The sequence below is a fragment of the Caulobacter segnis ATCC 21756 genome (genome assembly GCF_000092285.1).
In the GTDB taxonomy this organism is placed as follows: domain Bacteria; phylum Pseudomonadota; class Alphaproteobacteria; order Caulobacterales; family Caulobacteraceae; genus Caulobacter; species Caulobacter segnis.
The window spans coordinates 1,131,791-1,154,600 of record NC_014100.1 but is presented as its reverse complement, the minus strand read 5'-3'; the positions used below and the strand labels follow the sequence as shown (position 1 = coordinate 1,154,600).

Here is a 22,810-nt window from a genome sequence, read left to right as displayed (position 1 = left end):
TCCGCCCTTAAACCGGATCCGCATCCCAGGGGTGAGCTGCGGTCGGCGGGAGAACCCTGCCTTCACAATGTCATTTCGCATCAGCGCCAGGCGCTGCTGCAAACTTGTCATTCCAATCGCGAGAACCTCTTTGTTTCATCGTCTTCGCTACCGCTTCGCTGCTTGAGCGAAGACGAAGCGAGATTTCCAACAAAGCATGGTGGAGCCAGACGGATTCGAACCGACGACATCCTGCTTGCAAAGCAGGCGCTCTACCAACTGAGCTATGGCCCCGCTCTTTTGCAAGAGATGGAGGTTAGCCAGGAGAGCTGGTCGTGATCCGAAGTCAGGAGAAAGAGTGGTAGGCCTGGGCAGACTCGAACTGCCGACCTTACGCTTATCAGGCGTACGCTCTAACCACCTGAGCTACAGGCCTATGACGGCCTTCGGGGCATCCGCTCCGGGCTCGCGATCGCATCCTGATCTCGACGATCAGGATGAGTGGAAAGAGAAACGAAGACGGCGGCGATCCGCTCTTTGTGGTGCGTCAAGCGCACCGTGTCTTGGAGCTTCAATAGACCCGTGAGAGCCTGGAGAAGCATCCTTAGAAAGGAGGTGATCCAGCCGCAGGTTCCCCTACGGCTACCTTGTTACGACTTCACCCCAGTCGCTGACCCTACCGTGGTCGCCTGCCCCCTTGCGGTTAGCGCAGCGCCTTCGGGTAAAGCCAACTCCCATGGTGTGACGGGCGGTGTGTACAAGGCCCGGGAACGTATTCACCGCGGCATGCTGATCCGCGATTACTAGCGATTCCAACTTCATGCTCTCGAGTTGCAGAGAACAATCCGAACTGAGACGACTTTTAGGGATTGGCTCCCCCTCGCGGGATTGCAGCCCTCTGTAGTCGCCATTGTAGCACGTGTGTAGCCCACCTTGTAAGGGCCATGAGGACTTGACGTCATCCCCGCCTTCCTCCGGATTAACTCCGGCAGTACGATTAGAGTGCCCAGCCAAACCTGATGGCAACTAATCGCGAGGGTTGCGCTCGTTGCGGGACTTAACCCAACATCTCACGACACGAGCTGACGACAGCCATGCAGCACCTGTGTCCCAGTCCCCGAAGGGAAAGCCACATCTCTGTGGCGGTCCGGGCATGTCAAAAGGTGGTAAGGTTCTGCGCGTTGCTTCGAATTAAACCACATGCTCCACCGCTTGTGCGGGCCCCCGTCAATTCCTTTGAGTTTTAATCTTGCGACCGTACTCCCCAGGCGGAGTGCTTAATGCGTTAGCTGCGTCACCGACATGCATGCATGCCGACAACTAGCACTCATCGTTTACGGCGTGGACTACCAGGGTATCTAATCCTGTTTGCTCCCCACGCTTTCGAGCCTCAGCGTCAGTAACGGACCAGTATGTCGCCTTCGCCACTGGTGTTCTTCCGAATATCTACGAATTTCACCTCTACACTCGGAGTTCCACATACCTCTTCCGTACTCAAGACTGCCAGTATCAAAGGCAATTCCAAGGTTGAGCCCTGGGCTTTCACCTCTGACTAAACAGTCCGCCTACGCTCCCTTTACGCCCAGTAATTCCGAGCAACGCTAGCCCCCTTCGTATTACCGCGGCTGCTGGCACGAAGTTAGCCGGGGCTTCTTCTCCGGGTACCGTCATTATCGTCCCCGGTGAAAGAATTTTACAATCCTAAGACCTTCATCATTCACGCGGCATGGCTGCGTCAGGCTTTCGCCCATTGCGCAAGATTCCCCACTGCTGCCTCCCGTAGGAGTTTGGGCCGTGTCTCAGTCCCAATGTGGCTGATCATCCTCTCAGACCAGCTACTGATCGTCGCCTTGGTGAGCCTTTACCTCACCAACTAGCTAATCAGACGCGGGCCGCTCCAATGGCGATAAATCTTTCCCCCGAAGGGCACATCCGGTATTAGCTCAAGTTTCCCTGAGTTGTTCCGAACCAAAGGGCACGTTCCCACGTGTTACTCACCCGTCCGCCACTAATCCCGAAGGATCCGTTCGACTTGCATGTGTTAGGCCTGCCGCCAGCGTTCGCTCTGAGCCAGGATCAAACTCTCAGGTTGAGTTGACATTGACTCCAGTGTTTAGACCGAGGGGAAAACCTCAGTCTGCGTTCTGGTTTGCATAGTATCTTGACGAGTTCCCATCACACTCCGACCAGCCCGAAGGCCAATCGGCGTATAAATGGTGTCTTCAAGAGACCGCATAACGTCAGCGTCAATGATCCACTCCGTAGAGTGAACCGCCAGAGCGCCGCCGCCTGCGTTTCTCTTTCCAAATCAACAATGTCAAAGACCCGAACCGCTTCAGCGGCCCCACCGTTTAGCGCCCGGTGTCGGCGGAGGCGGCTATCTATCCAACCTCGAATTCCGTGTCAAATCGTTTCTGCGAGAAACTCTCCGACTTTTTCCGCCAGCCAGCCCAGGAGGCTTTCGGCGGAGCCGGCAGCTTCTAAAGAAGTCACCGGAGCCAGTCAAGCATCTTTTTCAAAAGAAAGAGAAGCCCTTCCGGAGTGAAGTACTTGAACAACCTTGCGGCGGCTCCAGTATTTCAGGGAGCGCGGCTTCTAGCGAAACCGAATTCCCCGGTCAACCGCCTCTTTTTCTTTTTGCTATTCTTGCGACCGAGGCCACTTTAGAGCGCAAAAGACACCCGAAGCGCGCCGTGAGGAGCGCTGCAAGTTCGAAGAGATTCGATTGAGGCTGCGGAACTTAGCGATCTACTGTTCGAAACGCAAGCCCCGAAAGGCGAAGGTTCCGTTCAGCGGCCGCGGCCCCGAAGCGAGGGGCGGCTTCTAGAGCCCCCTCCCCGCTCCGACAAGCCCGAAATGGCCGGCTTATCCCCAGACGGACCATTCCTCTGTGCATGAACGCCGTCACGCGAGGCTTGCGTCGCGACCAAGCGTCGCTCAGAAGGCTGAACGCTCTTTAAGAGACGCGCCTCATGCGCGCTTGAACAAGGTCACCGGCGTCCATGTTATCCCAGAAGGCGCGCTACGCCCTGCGCGCGATGATCGAACTGGCTCGCGAGAACGGGCAGGTCACGGCCGGCGAATTGGCCGAACGCGCCGACGCGCCCCGCAAGTTCCTCGAGGCGATCCTGCTGTCCCTGTCTCGAGAAGGCCTGATCATCAGCCGACGCGGCAAGTTCGGCGGCTATGTCCTGGGGCGCACAGCCGACCAGATCAGCTTCGCCGAGATCATTCGCCTGGTCGACGGCCCATTGGCCCTGACCCCGTGCGTCAGTCGAACGGCCTTCCGGCGCTGCGAGGACTGCCGCGACATCGCGACCTGCGCCCTTCGCGAAGCCCTGCTGAGAGCGCGCGACGCCACGGCCGCCGTGCTGGAAGGCTACAGCTTGGCCGACGCCGTCCAGGGCGTCGGCGCGGAGTTGATCGAGGGCTGACGCTTCAGCCCGCTCTCCATAGGCTCCTCTCTATAGAGAGAGCGCCCCCTGTCAGCCGGCGGCGATATAGGCCTTGAGGCCGTCGGCCTCGGCCAGCGCTTCGTTGATCTTGTGCTTCACAAGGTCGCCGATCGAGATGATGCCGGCCAGGCGTCCGCCCTTGACCACCGGAAGGTGGCGGATTCGGCGATCGGTCATCCGCTCGAGCAAAGCGTCGACCGTCTCGTGCGGCTCGGCGAAGATCACCTTGGCGCTCATGCAGCTGGAAATCGGCTTGGTCAGGGCCGCCGCCCCCTCCTTGGCGATCACGCGGACGATGTCGCGTTCGGAGAGGATGCCGACCACCGCCTCGGTCTCATCGACGACCACCATGGCGCCGACCCGACGGGTATGCAGAAGGGCGGCCGCGGCGCCGACGGTCTCCTGGGGGGAGGCCGTGAACACCAAATCACCCTTGTCCTTGAGGATTTGAGAAATCAGCACTGAGCTACCTCCCTTGTTCTTTATGGAACGAGGGTCTCGCAAACGGGCCCCGGGATCAATGGGGATCGCGCGGCGCGGGATCGCCGGGGCCGGCCCAGCGGACGAAGGGGCCGATCACCAGCACGCCGACGGCGAAGCCGATCAGGTGAGCCTCCCAGGCCACGCCGCCGGCTCCGCCGGTCAGAAGACCTCCGGCGACCGCCATGACGAGGTTCACCACCAGCCAGCCCAGGCCCAGCGACAGAACCTGAGGGCCGAACATCGGTCCAAGCCCGCCTCGCCCGTCCATCGTACGGGCCGCCGCGCCCATCAGACCCGACACCGCGCCCGAGGCGCCGACCACAGGCCCCATGGCGTCAGGATGCAGGATCGCGTAGCCGACACCCGACCCGATCCCGCACGCCATATAGAAGAGCGCGAAAACCGCTCCGCCTCTCGCGCTGGTTCCCAGCAAACGGGCGACCGGGGCGCCGAAGGCGACCGCGAAGGCGGCGTTCATCAGCGCGTGCAGCCAACCGCCATGCACGAACATCATGGTGACGACGCCCGTCCAATGACCGGCCCAGAAGTCCCTCGGGACCAGAGCCAGCGACAGGATGGTCGGCTCATCGGCGTTCATCAGGATGGCGTTGGGCGCCAGGATCGAGGCGGCGGCCAGCAGGGCAGGCCACGGCGCGTTGAAGATCGGTTCGGGACGTTCACGCGCCATGGCTACTCAATCCTTGGCCCGGCCCTCTGAATCGAAGCCGCGCGCCTAAGGCTTATCTAATGGGCCCCGGGGCGCGCACAAAGCCGCGTTTCGCCAGCTGTTGACGGGGGATTTGGTCGTCCCCTTGCAACAGCGACGCCGCGCTGGGTTCGATTTGACGGTTTCCTCGGGAGCCCGCCTGCGATAGGGCCTCGCCTTCGCGATCCTCCCGCTCCATATCCGTGACGACCATGGCTCCTCCTCCCCGCGCGCCCATACTCGCCCTCAAGGACGTCCGTCTCGCCGACGGCGCCAAGCCGCTGTTCGACGGCGTCGATCTGGCGCTGGAGCCACGCGTGCGCGCCTGCCTGGTCGGCCGCAACGGCGCGGGCAAGTCGACGCTACTGAAGATCCTCGCCGCCCAGGGCGTCGAGGCCGACAGCGGCGAGCGCTCGGTGCAGCCGGGCGCCAAGGTCGTCTATGTCGGTCAGGAGCCGGAGATCACCGGCGAGACCCTGCTCGACTACGCCACGGCCGGCGGGGCGCAGGACTACGAGGCCCAGGCGGCGCTCACCGACTTCGGCCTCGATCCGAACAAGGTCGCCAAGGGTTTGTCCGGAGGTGAGACCCGCCGCGCCGCCCTCGCGCGCGCCTTCGCCGAACAGCCTGACGTCCTGCTGCTGGACGAGCCGACCAACCACCTCGACATCTTTGCGATCCAGACCCTGGAAGAGGAACTGGCCGCCTCGAAATGCGCCGTGCTGATCGTCAGCCACGACCGCGCCTTCCTGAACCGGGTGACCGAGCGCTGCTTCTGGCTGGAGCATCGCAAGATCCGCCGCCTGGACCGGGGCTTCTCGGAGTTCGAGGCCTGGGCGGACAGCGTGATGGCGGCCGAGGCGGAAGAAGCGCGACGGCTGGACAAGGTGCTGGAGCGCGAGAACGCCTGGCTGGCGCGCGGCGTCCAGGGGCGACGGGCTCGCAACGAGGGCCGCCGCCGGGCGCTGCTGGCCCTTCGCGCGGAAAAGAAGGATCGTCAGGGCGATCAGCGCGGAACCATGACCATGGCGGTCGAGTCCGCCGGGATCTCGGGCAAGCGCGTGATCGAGGCCAAGGGCGTCACCAAGCGCTTTGGCGAGCGAACCATCGTCGAGAACTTCTCGACGCGCATCCTACGCGGCGACCGCGTGGCGCTGGTCGGCCCGAATGGCGCGGGCAAGACCACCCTGGTCAAGCTGCTTCTGGGCGAGCTGGCGCTGGACGCCGGCTCGGTGCAGCTGGGCGCCAATCTCGAGGTCTCGTACATCGACCAGGCGCGCATGGCGCTTTCGGACAAGATCACGGTCTGGGACTTCCTGACACCCGGCGGCGGCGACTCCATCGTCGTGCGCGGCCAGTCCAAGCACGTGGCCGGCTACGCCAAGGAGTTCCTGTTCACCGACGCCCAGCTGCGCCAGCCGGTGACCAGCCTCTCGGGCGGCGAGCGCAACCGCCTGCTGCTGGCGAGGGCTCTGGCCAATCCGACCAACCTGATGGTGCTGGACGAGCCGACCAACGACCTCGACATGGACACGCTGGACCTGCTGGAGGACCTGCTGGCCGATTTCGAGGGCACGCTGATCCTGGTCAGCCACGACCGCGACTTCATCGATCGCCTGGCCACCTCGACGATCGCGCTGGACGGCCGGGGCAGGGTTATCGAGACGCCGGGCGGCTGGACCGACCTGATGGATCAGAACCCGGGCTTCTTCAGCGCCGTCCGCGCGCCGATCACGGCCGTCGCGCCCAAGGTCGCGCCCGCCGCGCCGCCGCCGGCGAAGAAGAGCGTGAAGCTTTCATACAAAGACCAACGGCGCCTGGAGGAATGCGAGACCCTGATCGCCAAGAGTCCCTCAATCATCGCCAAACTCGAGGAAGCGCTCGCCGATCCCAATCTCTACAGCCGAGATCCGGCGACATTCGATAAAACCATGAAGGCCCTGGACAAGGCGCGTGCTGATCTCGAGCAAGCCGAGATGGAGTGGCTCGAACTCGAAGAAAAGAAGGAAAGCCTCGCCGCAGGCTGACCCGACATAGTGCTGCTCGAGGTCTTGCGCGCCACAGCGCGGGACCTGAAACAACTACAAGCCCTTGAATTGTTGTCTACGGCATGCATTGTCATCCCGCCCATTTTACACAAGCGCGATAGGGGCGAGTCGAGGGGTGCGGCGGTCGCGGAGGCGTCCTGCGGCGAAACGACACATCCCCGGATGAGCAGGCAACCCGTCGTCGCGCGTGCGTATTGAGTGGTAACGTCACCGTGTCCGCCAAGCGAAGACGGCGAACACTTGGCCTCCGTCGCTTTCGACGCGCGGACCATAGTCGAGCTTGACCGCCGAACACGGCGGAGTGGGGGATGGAAGCGTATGCCGCAGGGGCTGGCGCAGCATGAGCGGAGGCGGCAGGCGGCCTTGCTGCAAGGCCTCTCCGTGGCGCTCGTCGGCGGGCTCTTCTTCAGCGAGTTTCTGACCCGCACGATCCTGGGCGTCGCCGCCTTCTGGCCGGCTAACGCCTTGCTCGCCGCGGGGCTCGTGGCCCTGACGCCCAAGCGGCGCCTGGCGCTGGCGAGCGTCTTCGTCGCCTTCCACGTCGCCGCCGACCTCCTCGTGGGGGATAGCGTCCCCCGCGCGCTGCTCTACGCGGCGATCGACACGCTGGAGGCGCTCGCGCTCTGGTGGGTGTGCGTCCGCCTGTGGGGGCGGGCCCCGCGCGTGCGAACCATGCGCGCCCTGGCGGTTCTTCCCGCTGTCACCACGCCCATCGCGGCGGTCTCGGCGACGATTTGCGCCGCCGTCCTGTCGCTGTCCTTCGGCGAGCCCCTGCTCAAGACCTGGGTGGATTGGTTCCTGCGCGGCGCGCTTGGCCTGGCGGTTGTCCTGCCGGCGGCCCTCGTGCTGATCGACTCCCAGCACCGTCGGGCCTATCGCGTTTCGTTGGTTGAACAGGGCTCCCTGCTGTTCGCCGTGGCCGCGGTCACGCTGCTTTGCGCGCATCCGCTGTCGGGCGCGCCGCCCTTCCTGATCTTCCCGATCGCCCTGGTCGCCGCTTACCGGCTGGGCGCGCGAGGCGCGGCGATGGCGTGCCTCATCGTGGCGCTGATCACCCTGCCGATCGCCATGTCCGGCGCCTCGCCGAGATTCAACGCCATCCTGGGGCCAACGGCTCAGGCCCGAACGATCCAGATCTTCATCGCGGTGCTGTTCTATACCTGCATGGCCGCCAGCCTGGTCCTGGCGCAGCAGGATCGGCTGCGGCGCCTGCTTCAGCGCCGAGAACAATTGACCCGCGTCGCTCGGGCTCGCGCGCTCGCCGCCACCGAGGCCAAGACCGAGTTCCTGGCCACGATGAGCCACGAGATCCGGACGCCGCTGAACAGCGTGCTCGGCTTCGCCCAACTCCTGGCCAAGCGCGACGACCTCTCGCCCGACGCCCGGCGGCAAGTGAACCTGATCGACAGCGCCGGCGCCGCCTTGGTGACCGTGCTGGACGACATCCTCGACTTCTCCCGGGTCGAAGCTGGCCAGATCGAACTGCAGCCGCAGCCGACCTCGGCGGCGGAGCTGGTGCGCGAGACGGTGGCGATCATGGCGCCCGAAGTCCGCGCCAAGGGACTCGAGCTTGATCTCGACGTCATCGACCCTGACCACCGCCACCACGATCTCGACGCCGATCGCGTGCGTCAGGTGCTGATCAACCTGCTGAACAACGCCATCAGGTTCACCGATCAGGGACGCATCTCCGTCCGGTTGATCATCGACCCCGGCGCCGCCACGGACAGGCTCCGCTTCGAAATCGTGGACACCGGTGTCGGTATCGCTTTGGAAAAGCAGGCGTTGCTGTTCCAGCGGGCGTCCGCCGATGTCGCGCTGGGCCGTATGCCGTCCGGGGCGGGGCTTGGTCTTGCCATCTGCCGCGCCCTCGTGGACGCCATGGGCGGCAAGATCGGCGTCGACAGCGTGCCCGGACGCGGATCTTGCTTCTGGTTTGAACTGTCGGCCCGGCGCGTGGAACGGGCCGCGGCGCCCGCCCCCACGCCGGCGGCGGAAGCGGCGGTTGGGCGGGTCCTGGTCGTCGACGACCATCCGATCAACCTGGAAATCGCCGCCACGCTGATGAGCATGGCCGGCTACGAGGTCGACCAGGCCGAGAGCGGCGGCCAGGCGGTTGATCGCGCGCGGAGCACCGCCTACGACCTGATCCTGATGGACATGCACATGCCCGAGATGGACGGACTGCAGGCGACCCGCGCCATCCGCGCCCTGCCCGCGCCCTTCGGGACCGCGCCGATCATCGCCATGAGCGCCGACGCCCTGCCGGCCCAGGTGGAGCGCTGCTACGCCGCCGGCATGGTCGATCACATCCCCAAGCCGGTCCAACGTGAGACGCTGTACGCCAAGGTCGAGCGTTGGCGGCGCAAGCCCACGCTCCGTTAGGCCTGACCTCGCCTTCGCGTTCTGGCTTGGAAGTCTTCCGCCTCGCCCCTAACTTCACCGGGAACGAGGGAACCATTTCGATGCGCCGTCGCGCCTTTGTCATCACGGGGGCCATGCTGGGCCTGACCGCGCTGCTCGCCGCCTGCTCGCCCGCGCCCAGCAAGGACGCCACGCAGACGGGCGCCACCAAGCTGAAGCTGGCGACCGACTGGCGGGCGCAGGCCGAGCTGGGCGGCTACTATCAGGCGCTGGCCACCAGCGAGTACAAGAAGCGCGGCCTGGACGTGACCCTGATCCAGGGCGGCCCGGCGGTGAACGTCCCGCAACTCTTGGCCACCGGCGCGGTCGACGTCGGGGTCGGCTCGAACAGCTTCATCGTCATGAACCTGGCCAAGGAGGGCGCGCCGGTGAAGGCCGTGGCGGCCTTCATGCAGAAAGACCCGCAGGTCCTGATCGCCCACCCGGACCAGGGGATCGCGTCGATCGCCGATATGAAGGGTCGCCCGATCCTGCTGGCCGACGCCTCGATCACCGCCTTTTGGATCTGGCTGAAAGCCAAGTACGGCTTCGCCGACGACCAGGTGCGCAAGTACAACTATTCCAGCGCGCCCTTCCTGGCCGACAAACGGGTGATCCAGCAGGGCTACGCCACCAGCGAGCCGTATCTGATCGAGAAGGAGGGCAAGATCAGACCGGCGGTCTTCCTGCTGGCCGACAGCGGCTATCCCGCCTACGCCTCGATGGCCCTGGTCCCCGACAGCCTGATCGCCAAGAACCCCGCGGCCGTGCAGGCCTTCGTCGAGGCGACCGCCGCCGGCTGGACGTCGTATCTGTACGGCGATCCCAAGCCCGGCGACGCGGCGATCCTGAAGGACAATCCGGAGATGACCCAGGACGTGCTCGACCAGGCCCGTGAAAAGATGCGGTCGTACGGCATCGTCGGCAAGGATGGCGAGATCGGCCAGATGAGCGACGCCCGCTGGACCGAATTCTTCAAGGTCGCCTCGGAGCAAGGCGTCTATCCGAAGACGATGGACTACAAGAAGGCCTACACGCTGCAGTTCCTGCCCAAGGGCCAATGAGCGCATCTATCGCCAACCTTTCCGGCGTCGAGGTCGACTACGCCCGGGGCCGCGCCCTGGGCCCCATCGATCTGGCTCTCGCGCCCGGTGAGATCGTCGCCTTGGTCGGGCCGTCCGGCTGCGGCAAGTCGACGGCTCTGCGGCTGCTCGCGGGCCTCGAGGCGCCGACCCGCGGCGTCGTGACCCGCGCGGCCGGCAAGGGCGAGACCTCGGTTGTCTTCCAGTCGCCCACGCTCGCGCCCTGGCTGTCGGCGCGGGACAACGCGGCACTGCCCTTGGAGTTGGCGGGCGCCGGTAAGCGCGAGGCCCTGGCGGCCGCCGACGAGGCGCTGCGCAAGGTCGGGCTGGGCCAGGCGCTGGCCGCACGGCCGGGGCAGCTGTCCGGCGGCATGGCCATGCGCGCTTCGCTGGCCCGCGCCCTCGTCACCCGCCCCCGTCTGCTGCTGCTCGACGAGCCGTTCGCCGCCCTGGACGAGATCACCCGCCGCGCCCTGGCCGACGACGTCCTGGCCCTGGCCGCCGAGCTTTCGCCCGCCGTCGTCTTCGTCACTCACAATGTCGAGGAAGCCGTCTACATGGCCGGCCGCGTCGTGGTCATGGCCCCCGGCCCCGGCCGCGTCGCCGGCGAGGTCGCCATCGACGGCCCGATCGTCCGTCTCCCCGGCTTCCGCACCACAGAGGCGTTCCGGTCCGCCGCAGAGGCCGTCTCGACCCTGCTGGCCACGGCCACGGAGGCGGCCGCGTGAAGCGCATCCTGGCTCCCGTCATCCTGATCGCCGTCCTGCTGGGCGGCTGGGAGATCGCCTGTCGCGCCCTGGCGGTCCCGTCCTATCTGCTGCCCGCCCCCAGCGCGATCGGCGCGGCTTTCCTGGAGTCCTGGCCGCTGCTGCTGAGCTCCGCCTGGGCGACCTTGTCGACAGCCCTGATCGCCCTGGTCATCGCCAGCGTGGTCGCCTGCGCCCTGGCGCTGGCCGTCAGCCTCAGCAGCCTGCTGGAGGACGCCGTCCGCCCGATCGCGGTCACCCTCCAGGTCACGCCCCTGGTGGCGATCGCGCCGCTGGTCACGATCTGGGCCGGGATCGAGCATCCGGGGCCGCGCCGTGACCGGCCTGGCCGCCGTCGTCGCCTTCTTCCCGATCTTCTCGGGCGCCCTGACCGGTCTGAAAGCCGTCGATCCGGACCTCGCCCGCCTTTTCGACCTCTATGGCGCGACGCCGTTGCAGCGCCTGGTTCGCCTGCGCCTGCCCTCGGCCGTGCCCGCCCTGCTGGAAGGGCACAAGGTGGCGGCGGGCCTGGCGGTGATCGGCGCCGTGGTGGCCGAGTTCGTGGCCGGCTCGGGCGGAGCCCAGGGCCTCGCCTGGCGCATCCTCGAAGCCTACAACCGCCTGCAGACCGCCAAGGTCTTCGCGGCCCTCCTGGCCCTGGCCATCCTGGGCGTTGGGCTGCACGCGGCGATGGAGTACGCCGAACGTCGACTTCTCAACACTTGGCGCGGTCGTTAGGCCAAGATTAAGCGGCGCCGTCTACGACGGTATCGACGTTCTTTCGGTTCGGATGTTCATGCGCGTCGTCGTTTTCACCGCCGCTCCCGCCGATCGCAAAGCTATCGCGCGTGGCGAGGCGTCATGATGGAATCGCGCCTCCACGAACTGATCACCCTGGCCAATGAGCCCTCCAGCGAAAAGCGGCGCGAGCTGCTGCGTGGCGTCACCGACATGTTCTTCTCCGGCGACGGCCACAGCGCGCTGGAGATGGAGCTTTTCGACGACGTCCTGAGCCAGCTGGCCGGCGACATGGAGGAGGCCGTGAAGGCCGAGCTGGCCCAGCGGCTGGGCGAGGCCCAGACCGCGCCGCGCGGCCTCTCTCGCGCCCTGGCGTCGGAGAGCATCGCCGTGGCCGCTCCGATCCTGAAAGGCTCGGGAGCGCTGACGGACGAGGACCTGCTGCACGTGGCCCGCACCCAGGGCCAGGATCACCTGCGGGCGATCTCGCAGCGCCCCAGCGTTTCGAGCGTCGTGTCCGACGCCATCGTCGCGCGCGGCGATGACGACACCCTGGGCGTGCTGCTGCGCAACGAGGGCGCGGTGCTGTCGCGCGAGGCGCACGAGACCGTCGTCGATCGCGCCGCCGCCAATCCCGCCCTGCACGAAGCGGTCATCGACCGCCAGAGCCTGCCCGTCGATCTGCTGAACGAGATGTACTTCGTCGCCGAGGCGCGGTTGCGCGACCGCATCCTGGAGCGCAACGCCGACGTCGATCCGGCGACCCTGGAGGCCGCGCTGGCGGCGGGCCGCAAGCGGATCGCGGCCAAGGACGGCGCGCTGCCGCCGGACCACGCCGAGGCCGAAAAGGAGTTCCGCGCCCTGCGCGCCAAGGGGCCGATCTCGCCGCAGATCCTGGCCAACATGCTGCGCGCCAAGCGCACGACCTTGTTCCTGGTGGCGCTGGCGGACCTGGCCGACGTCGACTTCCACACCGCCCGCAAGATCCTGGAGCGGCGCGAGATGGACGCCTTGTCGGTGATCTGCAAGGCGGCCGATTTCGATCGCTCGCTGTTCCTGACCTTCGCCCTGCTGATCCTCGAGCCTTCGGACGAGGTGATGGGCCGGGCCAAGGCCTATGGCGAGCTCTACGCCGCCCTGCCCCGCGAGGCGGCCTTGCGAACGATCCGCTTCTGGCGCCTGCGCCGCCAGACCGGCGACGTCGCCGCCGCCTGATCGGCAAGGACCTAAACCCGCCTTTGTCGCGCCTTGCGCGCGCCATGCGGGACAGCCAAGGTGCGGCTTCCTTTTCGCCTATCCTGGATTCTCGATGATCAGCGCTTCGCGCTTGGCGCTTGTCGCCGCCGCCGGCCTCTCGCTCGCCGCCTGCTCCCACGTTCCCACGCCGTCGTTGCCGTCGCTGAAGCGCGAGCCCGCCGTCGAGGCGCCCGCCCTGGCGGGACCGCGCAAGGACGACCTCAAGCCCGGACAGTGGGCGCAAGCCTTGTCGGACATCGCGCCGGATCCCGCCTGGCGCTTTGGCGTGCTGCCCAACGGCATGCGATACGCGATCCGCAAGAACGCCACGCCGCCGGCCCAGGCCTCCCTGCGCCTGTGGTTCGACGCCGGCTCGCTGATGGAGGCCGACGACCAGCAGGGTCTGGCCCACTTCCTCGAGCACATGGCGTTCAACGGGTCGAAGAACGTGCCCGAAGGCGAGATGATCAAGATCCTGGAGCGCCACGGCCTGGCCTTCGGGGCCGACACCAACGCCCAGACCAGCTTCGACGAGACCATCTACCAGCTGGACCTGCCCAAGACCGACGCGGACACGGTCGACACCTCGCTGATGCTGCTGCGCGAAGCGGCGGGCGAGCTGACGATCGCGCAGGACGCCGTCGATCGCGAACGCGGCGTCGTCCTGTCCGAGGAGCGCGCCCGCGACACGCCCGGCTATCGCGTCGCCATCAAGACCCTGTCGGCCCAGATGGACGGCCAGCTGCCGCCCAAGCGCATCCCGATCGGCAAGACCGAGATTCTCAAGAACGCCTCGGCCCAGCGCATTCGCGACTTCTACGAAGCCTACTATCGCCCCGAGCGGGCGGTGCTGGTCGCCGTGGGCGACTTCGACGTCGACGCCATGGAGGCCAAGATCAAGGCCAAGTTCGGGGACTGGGCCGGCAAGGGCCAGCCCGGCAAGAACCCGGACGTCGGCGCCGTGGCCAAGCGCGGCCCGACCGCCAAGCTGATCGTCGAGGCCGGCGCGCCGTGGAGCGTCCAGATGACCTGGACCCGCAAGCCTGACGGCCTGGTCGAGACCAAGGCGCTGGACGAGCGCGACATGTTCGAGAACCTGGCCTTCGCGGTGCTGAACCGTCGGCTCCAGGCCCTGGGTCGCCTGGCCGAGCCGCCGTTCATCGCCGGCGGCGCCTTCAAGGGCGATCAGTACGGCGCGGTGCGCGTGACGACCCTGGGCGCCACCGCCCAGCCGGGCGAATGGCTAGCGGCGATGAAGGCGCTGGACGCCGAGCAGCGGCGGGCCCTGCAGTATGGCGTGCGCCAGGACGAGCTGGACCGCGAGATCGCCTCCCTACGCGCTGGCCTGGCCGCCGCCGCCGCGGGCGAAGCCACCCAGCGCACGCCGGCCCTGGCCAACCAGCTGGTCGACACCCTGGGCGACGCCGAGGTCGTCACCTCGCCCAGCCAGAACCTCGCCGCCTTCGACGCCATGACCAAGGGCCTGACGGCCGAGCGCGTCAACGCGGTGCTGAAGTCGTCGTTCGCCGGTTCGGGTCCGCTGGTGGTGATCGCCGCGCCGACCAACATCGAGGGCGGCGAAGCCGCGATCCTCAAGGCCTATGAAGACCTCAAGTCTCAGCCCGTCACGCCGCCGGCCGCGCCGGGCGTGACCGTATGGCCGTATTCCAGCTTCGGCCCCACGGGGAAAGTCGTCGAGCAGAAGGAGGTCAGCGACCTCGATACGGTCTTCGTGCGTTTCGAGAACGGCGTGCGACTGACGGTCAAGCCGACCAAGTTCCGCGACAGCCAGGTGCTGGTGAAGGTCCGCGCCGGCCATGGCCTGCTCGACATGCCGTCGGACAAGCAGAGCCCGCTGTGGTCGGGCTCGGCTTTCATCGAAGGCGGCCTCAAGCAGATCTCCTCCCAGGACATGGAGCGGGTGCTGACGGGCAAGATCTGGAACGCCCAGCTGGGCGTCGAGGACGACGCCTTCACCCTCAACGGCCGCACCCGTCCCGAGGACCTGTCGACCGAGCTGCAGGTTCTCACCGCCTTCGCCACCGAACCCGGCTGGCGTCCCGAGGCGTTCAATCGCGTCAAGACCAGCTACGGCACGCTGCACGACCAGCTGCAGAGCACCACGGGCGGGGTCCTGGGTCGTGACCTGGGCGGCCTTATGCACGGCGGCGACCAGCGCTGGACCTTCCCCTCACGCGAACAGATCGCCAGCGCCTCGCTCGATGACCTGAAGACCGCCGTCGCCAATCCGCTGACCAAGGACGACATCGAGGTGGTGATCGTCGGGGACACCACCGTGGACAAGGCCATCGCGGCGGTCGCGGACACCTTCGGCGCCCTGCCCGCGCGGTCCGACCTGCCGGCGTCGGACGCCGCCCGCCAGGCGCCGTTCCCCGCGCCGTCGGCGACGCCGATCGTGCGGACGCACAAGGGCCGCGCCGATCAGGCCGCGCTGTTCATGGCTTGGCGCACCGATGATCTGTTCTCGAACCTGCAGCGCTCGCGCGACGTCTCGGTGCTCGGCCAGGTCCTGCAACTGCGCCTGATCGACGAACTGCGCGAGAAGCAGGGCGCGACCTACTCGCCCAACGCCTCGGCCACATCCAGCGTGGTGTTCAAGAACTGGGGCTATCTGGCCGTCAGCCTCGAGGTCCCGCCCGAGAAGCTGGACGGCGTGGTCGCCTCGATCCGCAAGATCGCCGCCGACCTGCGCGACAAGCCGGTGACCGACGACGAGCTGGAGCGGGCCAAGAAGCCGCGTATCGACCAGATCGAGAAGGCGCGGGTGACCAACGAGTATTGGGTCAGCGCGCTGTCCGGCGCCCAGACCGATCCGCGCCTGCTGGACGCCACCCGCTCGGTGCTGGCGGGCCTGTCCCGCGTGACGCCGGCCGACGTTCAGAAGGCGGCCAAGACCTACCTCGCCGACGACAAGTCCTGGCTGCTTCTGGTCAAGCCGGAAGCGGCGGCGAAGTAGACTTCACGGCCAAGGGCCTCGCTTCCGGCGGGGCCCTTTTCTTCTAAAAGACTGGATCGTGCGCCAAAATGGGACAGTCCAGCCCTTGGCCCGGTTCCTCCAGCAAGCTCCGTGCGGCCCCAGAACAGCCGCGAAGGAGCCCGCCGGGGAACAAGGATGTTCCATCCCAGCACGGAACGACTGATCGACTACTGGCGCGATCGCCGGGGCGAAGACGCCTTGCCGCGTCGCACCGACATCAATCCAGGCGACTTCCTGGAGTTGCTGCCGCAGGTCTTCGTCCTGGGCCGCGACGGCGCGCGCCTGCCCTTCCGTCTGGCGGGCGGCTTCGTCAGCGACCTGCACGCCCGCGACCTGCGGGGTCACGACGCCCTCTCGCTGTGGGCCCTCGCCCATCGTCTCGAGCTGAAAAGCGCGCTCGACGTCGCCCGCAAACGCCGCACGCCGGTGGTCGCCATCGCCGACATCCGCGCGCTAGGCGTTCCCTCGGTCGGCATGGAGGTGCTGTTCGCGCCCTTGCGCGGCGCCAGCGGCGAGACCGACCGGTTCCTCGGCCTTTACCAGCCGATCGGCGCGACGGCCCGCTTGATGGGTCGCCCCGCCTTTGAACTGGGTCTGCGCGAAGTCCGGCCGCTGGGCGAGGACAATCGCGACATGCCTCGCCTGCGCCTGGCGACCCTGGACGGCCGCCGGATCGCCTAGCGCTAAGCCGCCACCGCCGTTTCGTCGCCGTAGACCGGCACGTCCAGCGGAGCCAGCGTCGCCTTGCCTCGGATCAGGTCCGAAGCCCGCTCGGCGATCATGATCGTCGGCGCGTTGGTGTTGCCGCCGATCAGGTTGGGCATCACCGAAGCGTCGATCACGCGCAGGCCCGACAGGCCCTGCACCCGCAACTGGTCGTCGACCACCGCCAGCGGATCGCCGGCCACGCCCATGCGGCAGGTGCCGACCGGGTGGTAGATCGTCTCGGCCTTGGCGCGGATCCAGGCGTCGAGATCGGCGTCGGTGCGCACGTCCGCGCCCGGCGCGTATTCGGCGTCGCGATAGGGATCGAAGGCCGCCTGGGCCACGGTCTCGCGGGCGATCCGGACGCCTTCACGGATGGCGCGGCGATCTTCGTCGGTCGAGAGGTAATTGGCCAGGATGGTCGGGTCATCGAACGGATCGGCCGAGCGCAGGCCCACATGGCCCCGGCTCTCGGGGCGCAGCTGACAGACGTGCAGGGTGAAACCGTCCTTCTCGACCACGACCTTGCCGTGGTCCTGCATGATGGCCAGCACCCCGTGGATCTGCAGGTCAGGCCGGTCGAGATCCGGCCGCGACTTCAGGAACGCGCCGCTCTCCAGGAACTGCTGACGCCCCAGACCCTTGCCGAACAGCATGTAGTTGAGGCCGACGCCCAGCTTGTTCAGCCCCTTGTTGGCGGAATAGGCGGTCTTCAGGTTCTTGGCGGTCCACGAGACGCAGACGTCCAGGTGATCCTGCAGGTTCGCGCCGACGCCCTTGGACTCGTGGACGACCGAAATCCCCTGAGCCTTGAGTTCATCCGGCGCGCCGACGCCCGACAGCTGCAGGATGTGCGGCGACTGCACCGCGCCGGCGCTCAGCAGCACCTCGGCGTCGGCATAGGCGATCTTGCGCTCGCCGCCCTTGCCGGCGACGTACTCGACCCCGACGGCGCGGCGTTTCTCGATGACGATGCGCGTGGTGCGGGCCTCGGTGACGCAGGTCAGGTTCGGGCGCGACAGGGCCTGGGACAGATAGGCCATGGCCGCGCTCCAGCGCTTGCCGTCGCGGATCGTCAGGTCGTAAGGGCCAAAGCCCTCCTGCTGGAAGCCGTTGAAGTCGCGCGTCGTCTTGTGGCCGGCTTGGCGGCCCGCCTCGACCAGGGCGCTGTAGAACGGGCTGTCGGACTCGCCCTTCGACACGTGCAGCGGGCCCTTGTCGCCGTGATAGACGTCGCCGCCGCCATGGTGGGTCTCCGAACGCTTGAAGTACGGCAGGACCTCCGAATAGGACCAGCCCGTGAGGCCCATCTGCCGCCACTGGTCGTAGTCGCGGGCGTGCCCGCGGATATAGATCATGCCGTTGATGGCCGAGGAGCCGCCCAGGCCCTTGCCGCGCGGCCACCAGAGCTTGCGATTATCGAGGTGGGGCTCGGCCTCGGTCCAGAAGCCCCAGTTCTGCTCGCCCTTGTCCTTGATCAGCTGGCCCACGCCCGCCGGCATCTTCACCAGGATAGAGGTGTTCTTGCCGCCGGCCTCCAGCAACAAGACCTTGATGTTGGGGTCTTCGGTCAGGCGGGCGGCGAGCACGCAGCCGGCCGATCCGGCGCCGATGACGACGTAATCATAGCGTTCGCTGGCCATGGCCCGGACGCCCTCCCTCGAAGGTTATCGTTGTTAAGGCGAGAGTGATCCGGCTTTCCGTCAGGCGCAAGATGTGTCGCTAGGGAAGACGACAACTCGGAAAACGCGAGTCTCGCATTTTAACTCTACCAAGGACGTGATATATACAAGCTATGGATGAACGGAGCGCAGTATCGCGCCCCGTCCTACCTTGCGGAAGACGCCTCCAGCAGGGTGGGTCCTTCCCGCGTTGGCCCTTCCCACGCGGGAAGCGGGAGCGCCGCCTTGCGATCCCCCAAGCGGCAGGCGGCGCTCCCTACGGCGTCCTGTCCTGATCTCGTCGGCTAGGCTTCGATCGGCTTCAGGTCGCGGGCGTAGCGCTTCCAGTTCTCGACATAGTGCAGGGCCGAGGCCTGCAGGACGATCGCGTGCTGCTCGCCGATCTCGCGCACGACCTTGCCCGGCGCGCCGACGACCATCGAATTGTCGGGAATCTCCTTGCCCTCGGTGATCAGGGCGCCGGCGCCGATCAGGCAGTTCTTCCCGATCTTCGCCCCGTTCAGCACGATTGCTCCAATACCGATCAGCGAGCCGTCGCCAATCGTGCAGCCGTGCAGCATCACCATGTGACCGATGGTCACGTTCGCGCCGATGGTGAGTGGCGAGCCAAGATCAGTATGAAGCACCGAACCATCTTGGATATTGCTGTTCTCTCCAATCGTGATCGGATCGTTGTCCCCACGAACAACGGCGCCCCACCATATACTGGTATTCCTCTTAAGAATGACGTTCCCCATCACGCTAGCCGTCGGAGCAATCCAGTATTCTTCTTTCGACGGCAGTGTCGGATTTAGGTCGCCCAGGGAATATACATTCATCCGTATGCCTCGTTTCTTGCCGGCGATTTCGAAATTAACGATCCGGAAACCCTATCGTCGCCATTGTAGTCCGGCGATTCAGGGGGGAACATTCCCTCAGCGGGAATCATTCTCCTGATCGTGACGGGCCTGGCGGAGACGCCTTCGCCCGCCCGCTGACGAAGACGAGGTGTCGCACTTGGCGTTTCGGCGTACAGCACCGTCCCCCGCTCCCGGGGAAAGCTCCTCCGAGCCGCCCGGCCGCGCATGCGGCTTCGTTCAAATCCAGCTCACCGCCAAGGACGACGCCTTACGGCCTCGTCCTTTTTTCATGCCCGAATGGAGGCTTTGATGACCAAGCGAGCCCTGAAGCGGATGGCGCGCGAAGGCGCGTACGAGACCGGCCAATACGACGACGCCAAGGTGCGCCGCCTGCCTGTCGATCACCGCGGCGGCTGGTCGCCTCTGCCCGATGAGGGAGGCGCGAGAGGGGATAGTCGGGACCAGAGCTATCTTAAAACCATAAAACCGAAATCGCCCGGCCAGGCCGAGCTGATGGAAGCCATCGACGAGAAGAACCTCGTCATGGCGCTGGGTCCGGCCGGCACCGGCAAGACCTACATCGCCATCTCCAAGGCCGTGGAGGCGCTGGAGGCCGGGCGCGTCAGCCGCATCGTGCTCTCGCGCCCCGCCGTCGAGGCCGGCGAGTCGATCGGCTATCTGCCGGGCGACATGGAAGACAAGCTGGCCCCGTATCTGCGTCCGCTCTACGACGCCCTGACCGACCGGCTGTCGGTCAAGCGGATGCGGGCCCTGATGGCCGAGGGCGCCATCGAGATCGCCCCGGTCGGCTTCATGCGCGGCCGCACCTTGAACAACGCCTTCGTGGTGATCGACGAGGCCCAGAACTGCACCTACATGCAGCTCAAGATGCTGCTGACGCGCCTGGGCTGGCACTCGACCATGGTGGTCACCGGCGATCCCAACCAATCGGACCTCCTGCCCGGCATCTCAGGCCTGGCGGAAGTCTCGGCCAAGTTCGATGCGGTGCCCAACATCGCCGTCGTCCGCCTGGCCGACCGCGACATCGTCCGCCACCCGCTGGTCGCGGAGATGCTGGGCGTGCTCTAGCCCGGCGGGGCCAGTCCACCGCTAAGATTTCGGGCTCGTCACGACGTGGCGAGCCCGATTTGCTTTCAGCCCGTTGCTCACAACCCAAGAGCGTGAGACAGTCCTTACTGGGACAATTTTCAACCATAGAGGCAAAGACGATGATCGGGACTCTACTGGCGATCTCACTACAGGCGGCCACGACCGCGGCTCCCCCGCAGCAGAGGCTTCCCGCGCCCAAGTCTTTCAACGAATACCATCGCCAGCCGATGTACTTCGGCGGCGCCGCCATCACCCGTCAGGCTGAGCAGATGGCGCGCGCCAAGCGCGCCGCGACACTGATCAACGCCGGCCGTTGCGATGACGCCTTGCAAGCCATGAAGACTGACGGCGACCGCTATCTGGCCGCGCGCGTGGCTGAGGTCTGCGAGCTTTCCCCTCCCGAGGCGCGCCCGGAAACCCGTCCGCTCTAGAAGCGGGTGGGTCTGCGCTTCCCAGCGGGGTCAGATCGCGCCGTTCGCCCTGGCTTTTCATCGGTCTAGGCGAAATCCGAGCTTGAGTTGGAGGCGGTCGGACGTGCAAGGTCCGGCCGCCTTTCTACTTTTTTGGACATGTTCATGGCCGACTCGACCGCGCCGCGCAGCGAATTGACCCTCCGAGGGATACTCCTCGGCATCGCCATCACCCTCGTCTTCACCGCCGCGCAAGTCTATCTGGGCCTGAAAGTCGGCCTGACCTTCGCCACCTCGATCCCCGCCGCCGTCATCTCGATGGCCCTGCTGCGGGCGTTCAAGACCTCGACCATCCAGGAAAACAACATCGTCCAGACGATCGCGTCGGCGGCGGGGACGCTGTCTTCGGTGATCTTCGTCCTGCCGGGCCTCTTGATGATCGGCTGGTGGGCGAACGTGCCGTTCCTGCCCACCTTCGGCGCCTGCGCGGTCGGCGGCATCCTGGGCGTGATGTACACCATCCCCCTGCGCCGAGCCCTGGTGACCAATTCCAACCTTCCCTACCCCGAGGGCGTCGCCGCCGCCGAGGTGCTGAAGGTCGGCACCGGCTCGCGCGAAGGCGCCGCCGAGGGCAAGGCGGGCCTGGTCGCCGTCAGCCTGGGCGCGATCGCCTCGGCCCTGTTCGGCGCCCTGGGCGCGGCGAAGCTGTTCGCCGCCGAGGTCGCCGCCTATTTCAAGTTCAAGGCTGGCGCGGGCGCGACCGGTCTGGGCGCCTCGAGCTCGCTGGCCCTGATGGGCGCGGGCCACCTGATGGGCATCACCGTCGGCATCGCCATGTTCGCCGGCCTGTTCATCGCCTGGGCGATCCTGGTGCCGATCCTCACCCTCGCCACGCCGATGCCGGACGCCGACGCCGCCACCCACGCTCTTTCGGTCTGGAAGACCCAGGTCCGCTTCCTGGGCGCGGGCGTCATCGGCGCCGCCGCCATCTGGACCCTGGCCAAGCTGGTCGGCCCGATCACGGCGGGCCTCAAGTCGGCGTTCGCCGCCGCCAAGGCCCGCAAGAGCGGCGCCGGCGACCTGCCGCGCGTCGAGCAGGACATCCCGATCGGCATCGTCGGCCTGGTCTCCTTGATCCTCCTGGCCCCGGCCGGCTGGTTCCTGGCCCACTTCCTGGCCGGCGGTCCGATCACCAGCCTGGCCGCGCCGCTGGTCGCGATCGGGATCGGCTATCTGATCTTCGCCGGTCTGCTGGCCGCCGCCGTCTGCGGCTACATGGCCGGCCTGATCGGCTCGTCCAACAGCCCGGTCTCGGGCATCGCCATTCTTACGGTGTTGGGCGCGTCGCTGATGGTCGGCGTGGTCGGCCGCGGCCTCGTCGGCCCCGACGTGACCAAGGCCCTGATCGCCTTCTCCCTCTACGTCACCACCTGCGTCCTGGCCGTGGCCGTCGTGGCCAATGACAACCTGCAGGACCTGAAGACCGGCCAACTGGTCGACGCCACCCCGTGGAAGCAGCAGGTCGGCCTGATCATCGGCGTGCTGTCGGGCGCCGTGGTCATCCCGTTCGTGCTGGAGCTGCTGAACCGCTCGAACGGCTTCGCCGGCGCGCCGAACCTGCAGGCCATCTCGGACCAGCCGCTCGCCGCGCCGCAAGCCACCCTGATCTCGACCCTGGCCAAGGGCGTGCTAGGCGGCGACCTCGACTGGGGCCTGCTGGGCGTCGGCGCCTTGATCGGCCTCGCTTTGGTCGCCGTCGACACGATCCTGCGCAAGACCAGCAAGGACCGCCTCAGCCTGCCGCCCCTGGGCGTGGGCCTGGCGATCTATCTGCCGAGCACCGTCACGGCCCCGGTCGTGGTCGGCGCCGTCGCCGGCTGGCTGTTCGAGAAGATCGTCGCCAAGGACCGCGCGGCCGAGCCCGCCAAGCGCCTGGGCGTGCTGATCGCCTCGGGCTTCATCGTCGGCGAGAGCCTGTTCAACGTCGCCCTGGCCTTGATGATCGTCTCGACCGGCAAGGGCGAGCCCCTGGCCGTGCCGTTCGCGCCGCCCGAGCATGTCGGCATGGTCCTGTCGCTGCTCGCCGCGGCCATCGTGGTCATCGGCCTCTACCGCTGGGCCCGCAAGGCCGGCGCGAAGGCGCTGGAGGCGTAAGCCTTTTCTAAGCTCCACTAAACAAAAGACCCCGAG

General features: G+C 66.7%; 15 protein-coding genes, 2 tRNA genes, 1 rRNA gene and 1 pseudogene. 12 read left to right on the top strand and 7 right to left on the bottom strand.

The annotated features are described in order from the left end of the window. Positions 1 to 197: 197 nt before the first annotated feature. The 3 genes from CSEG_RS05395 to CSEG_RS05385 form a co-directional block, all read right to left on the bottom strand. A tRNA-Ala gene (locus CSEG_RS05395) sits at positions 198 to 273 on the bottom strand. 65 nt (positions 274 to 338) lie between these two features. After that, positions 339 to 415: transfer RNA gene (locus CSEG_RS05390), tRNA-Ile, on the bottom strand. A 172-nt stretch (positions 416 to 587) separates the two neighbouring features. Continuing rightward, a 16S ribosomal RNA gene (locus CSEG_RS05385) occupies positions 588 to 2,071 on the bottom strand. Between the two features lie 910 nt (positions 2,072 to 2,981). Between CSEG_RS05385 and CSEG_RS05380 the strand changes: the two genes are divergently transcribed. Continuing rightward, positions 2,982 to 3,413, top strand: a complete 432-nt coding sequence (locus CSEG_RS05380; protein WP_013078242.1) for an RrF2 family transcriptional regulator — start codon at positions 2,982 to 2,984, stop codon at positions 3,411 to 3,413. Between the two features lie 51 nt (positions 3,414 to 3,464). Here the strand turns inward: CSEG_RS05380 and CSEG_RS05375 are convergent, their stop codons facing one another. Next, complete coding sequence (locus tag CSEG_RS05375) at positions 3,465 to 3,896, bottom strand: CBS domain-containing protein (RefSeq protein WP_013078241.1); 432 nt, start codon at positions 3,894 to 3,896, stop codon at positions 3,465 to 3,467. A gap of 55 nt (positions 3,897 to 3,951) precedes the next feature. Then, positions 3,952 to 4,605, bottom strand: coding sequence for a rhomboid family intramembrane serine protease (locus CSEG_RS05370; protein ID WP_013078240.1), 654 nt, complete (start codon positions 4,603 to 4,605; stop codon positions 3,952 to 3,954). 230 nt (positions 4,606 to 4,835) lie between these two features. Between CSEG_RS05370 and CSEG_RS05360 the strand changes: the two genes are divergently transcribed. The 8 genes and pseudogenes from CSEG_RS05360 (at position 4,836) to CSEG_RS05325 (ending at position 16,555) form a co-directional block, all read left to right on the top strand. Beyond that, positions 4,836 to 6,650 carry an ABC-F family ATP-binding cassette domain-containing protein gene (locus CSEG_RS05360; protein WP_013078239.1) on the top strand — a complete coding sequence of 605 codons (1,815 nt, stop codon included), beginning with the start codon at positions 4,836 to 4,838 and terminating at the stop codon, positions 6,648 to 6,650. Between the two features lie 339 nt (positions 6,651 to 6,989). Beyond that, on the top strand, positions 6,990 to 9,056 hold the full coding sequence (locus CSEG_RS05355; RefSeq protein WP_013078238.1) for a hybrid sensor histidine kinase/response regulator: 2,067 nt from the start codon (positions 6,990 to 6,992) through the stop codon (positions 9,054 to 9,056). A gap of 80 nt (positions 9,057 to 9,136) precedes the next feature. Further along, the gene (locus CSEG_RS05350) at positions 9,137 to 10,138 is read left to right on the top strand and encodes an ABC transporter substrate-binding protein (RefSeq protein ID WP_013078237.1); all 1,002 of its coding nucleotides are present in this window, start codon (positions 9,137 to 9,139) and stop codon (positions 10,136 to 10,138) included. After that, positions 10,135 to 10,884: an ABC transporter ATP-binding protein gene (locus CSEG_RS05345; RefSeq protein WP_013078236.1), complete on the top strand. Its 750-nt coding sequence runs from the start codon at positions 10,135 to 10,137 to the stop codon at positions 10,882 to 10,884. The genes CSEG_RS05350 and CSEG_RS05345 overlap by 4 nt, the downstream gene beginning before the upstream one ends. Continuing rightward, positions 10,881 to 11,640: pseudogene (locus CSEG_RS05340) on the top strand (ABC transporter permease). Before CSEG_RS05345 ends, CSEG_RS05340 begins: the two are co-directional and overlap by 4 nt. A 126-nt stretch (positions 11,641 to 11,766) precedes the next feature. Then, positions 11,767 to 12,855: a DUF2336 domain-containing protein gene (locus CSEG_RS05335; protein WP_013078235.1), complete on the top strand. Its 1,089-nt coding sequence runs from the start codon at positions 11,767 to 11,769 to the stop codon at positions 12,853 to 12,855. A 94-nt stretch (positions 12,856 to 12,949) separates the two neighbouring features. Next, positions 12,950 to 15,853, top strand: coding sequence for a M16 family metallopeptidase (locus CSEG_RS05330; protein WP_013078234.1), 2,904 nt, complete (start codon positions 12,950 to 12,952; stop codon positions 15,851 to 15,853). 156 nt (positions 15,854 to 16,009) lie between these two features. Beyond that, entirely contained in the window at positions 16,010 to 16,555 is a 546-nt protein-coding gene (locus CSEG_RS05325; protein ID WP_013078233.1) for a PAS domain-containing protein, read from the top strand. Between the two features lie 2 nt (positions 16,556 to 16,557). Here the strand turns inward: CSEG_RS05325 and CSEG_RS05320 are convergent, their stop codons facing one another. Then, complete coding sequence (locus CSEG_RS05320; RefSeq protein ID WP_013078232.1) at positions 16,558 to 18,222, bottom strand: choline dehydrogenase; 1,665 nt, start codon at positions 18,220 to 18,222, stop codon at positions 16,558 to 16,560. Positions 18,223 to 18,545: 323 nt separating this feature from the next. Continuing rightward, positions 18,546 to 19,079 (bottom strand): gamma carbonic anhydrase family protein, encoded by a 534-nt coding sequence (locus tag CSEG_RS05315; protein ID WP_013078231.1) that lies wholly within the window; start codon positions 19,077 to 19,079, stop codon positions 18,546 to 18,548. Between the two features lie 318 nt (positions 19,080 to 19,397). On the opposite strand from CSEG_RS05315, the gene CSEG_RS05310 reads away from it, so the two are divergent. From CSEG_RS05310 to CSEG_RS05300, 3 genes are all read left to right on the top strand, one after another. Continuing rightward, the gene (locus tag CSEG_RS05310) at positions 19,398 to 20,189 is read left to right on the top strand and encodes a PhoH family protein (protein ID WP_083778353.1); all 792 of its coding nucleotides are present in this window, start codon (positions 19,398 to 19,400) and stop codon (positions 20,187 to 20,189) included. Positions 20,190 to 20,329: 140 nt separating this feature from the next. Then, complete coding sequence (locus tag CSEG_RS21465) at positions 20,330 to 20,641, top strand: hypothetical protein (RefSeq protein WP_013078229.1); 312 nt, start codon at positions 20,330 to 20,332, stop codon at positions 20,639 to 20,641. 138 nt (positions 20,642 to 20,779) lie between these two features. After that, positions 20,780 to 22,774, top strand: a complete 1,995-nt coding sequence (locus CSEG_RS05300; protein WP_041538208.1) for an OPT family oligopeptide transporter — start codon at positions 20,780 to 20,782, stop codon at positions 22,772 to 22,774. The last annotated feature ends 36 nt before the right edge of the window (positions 22,775 to 22,810 follow it).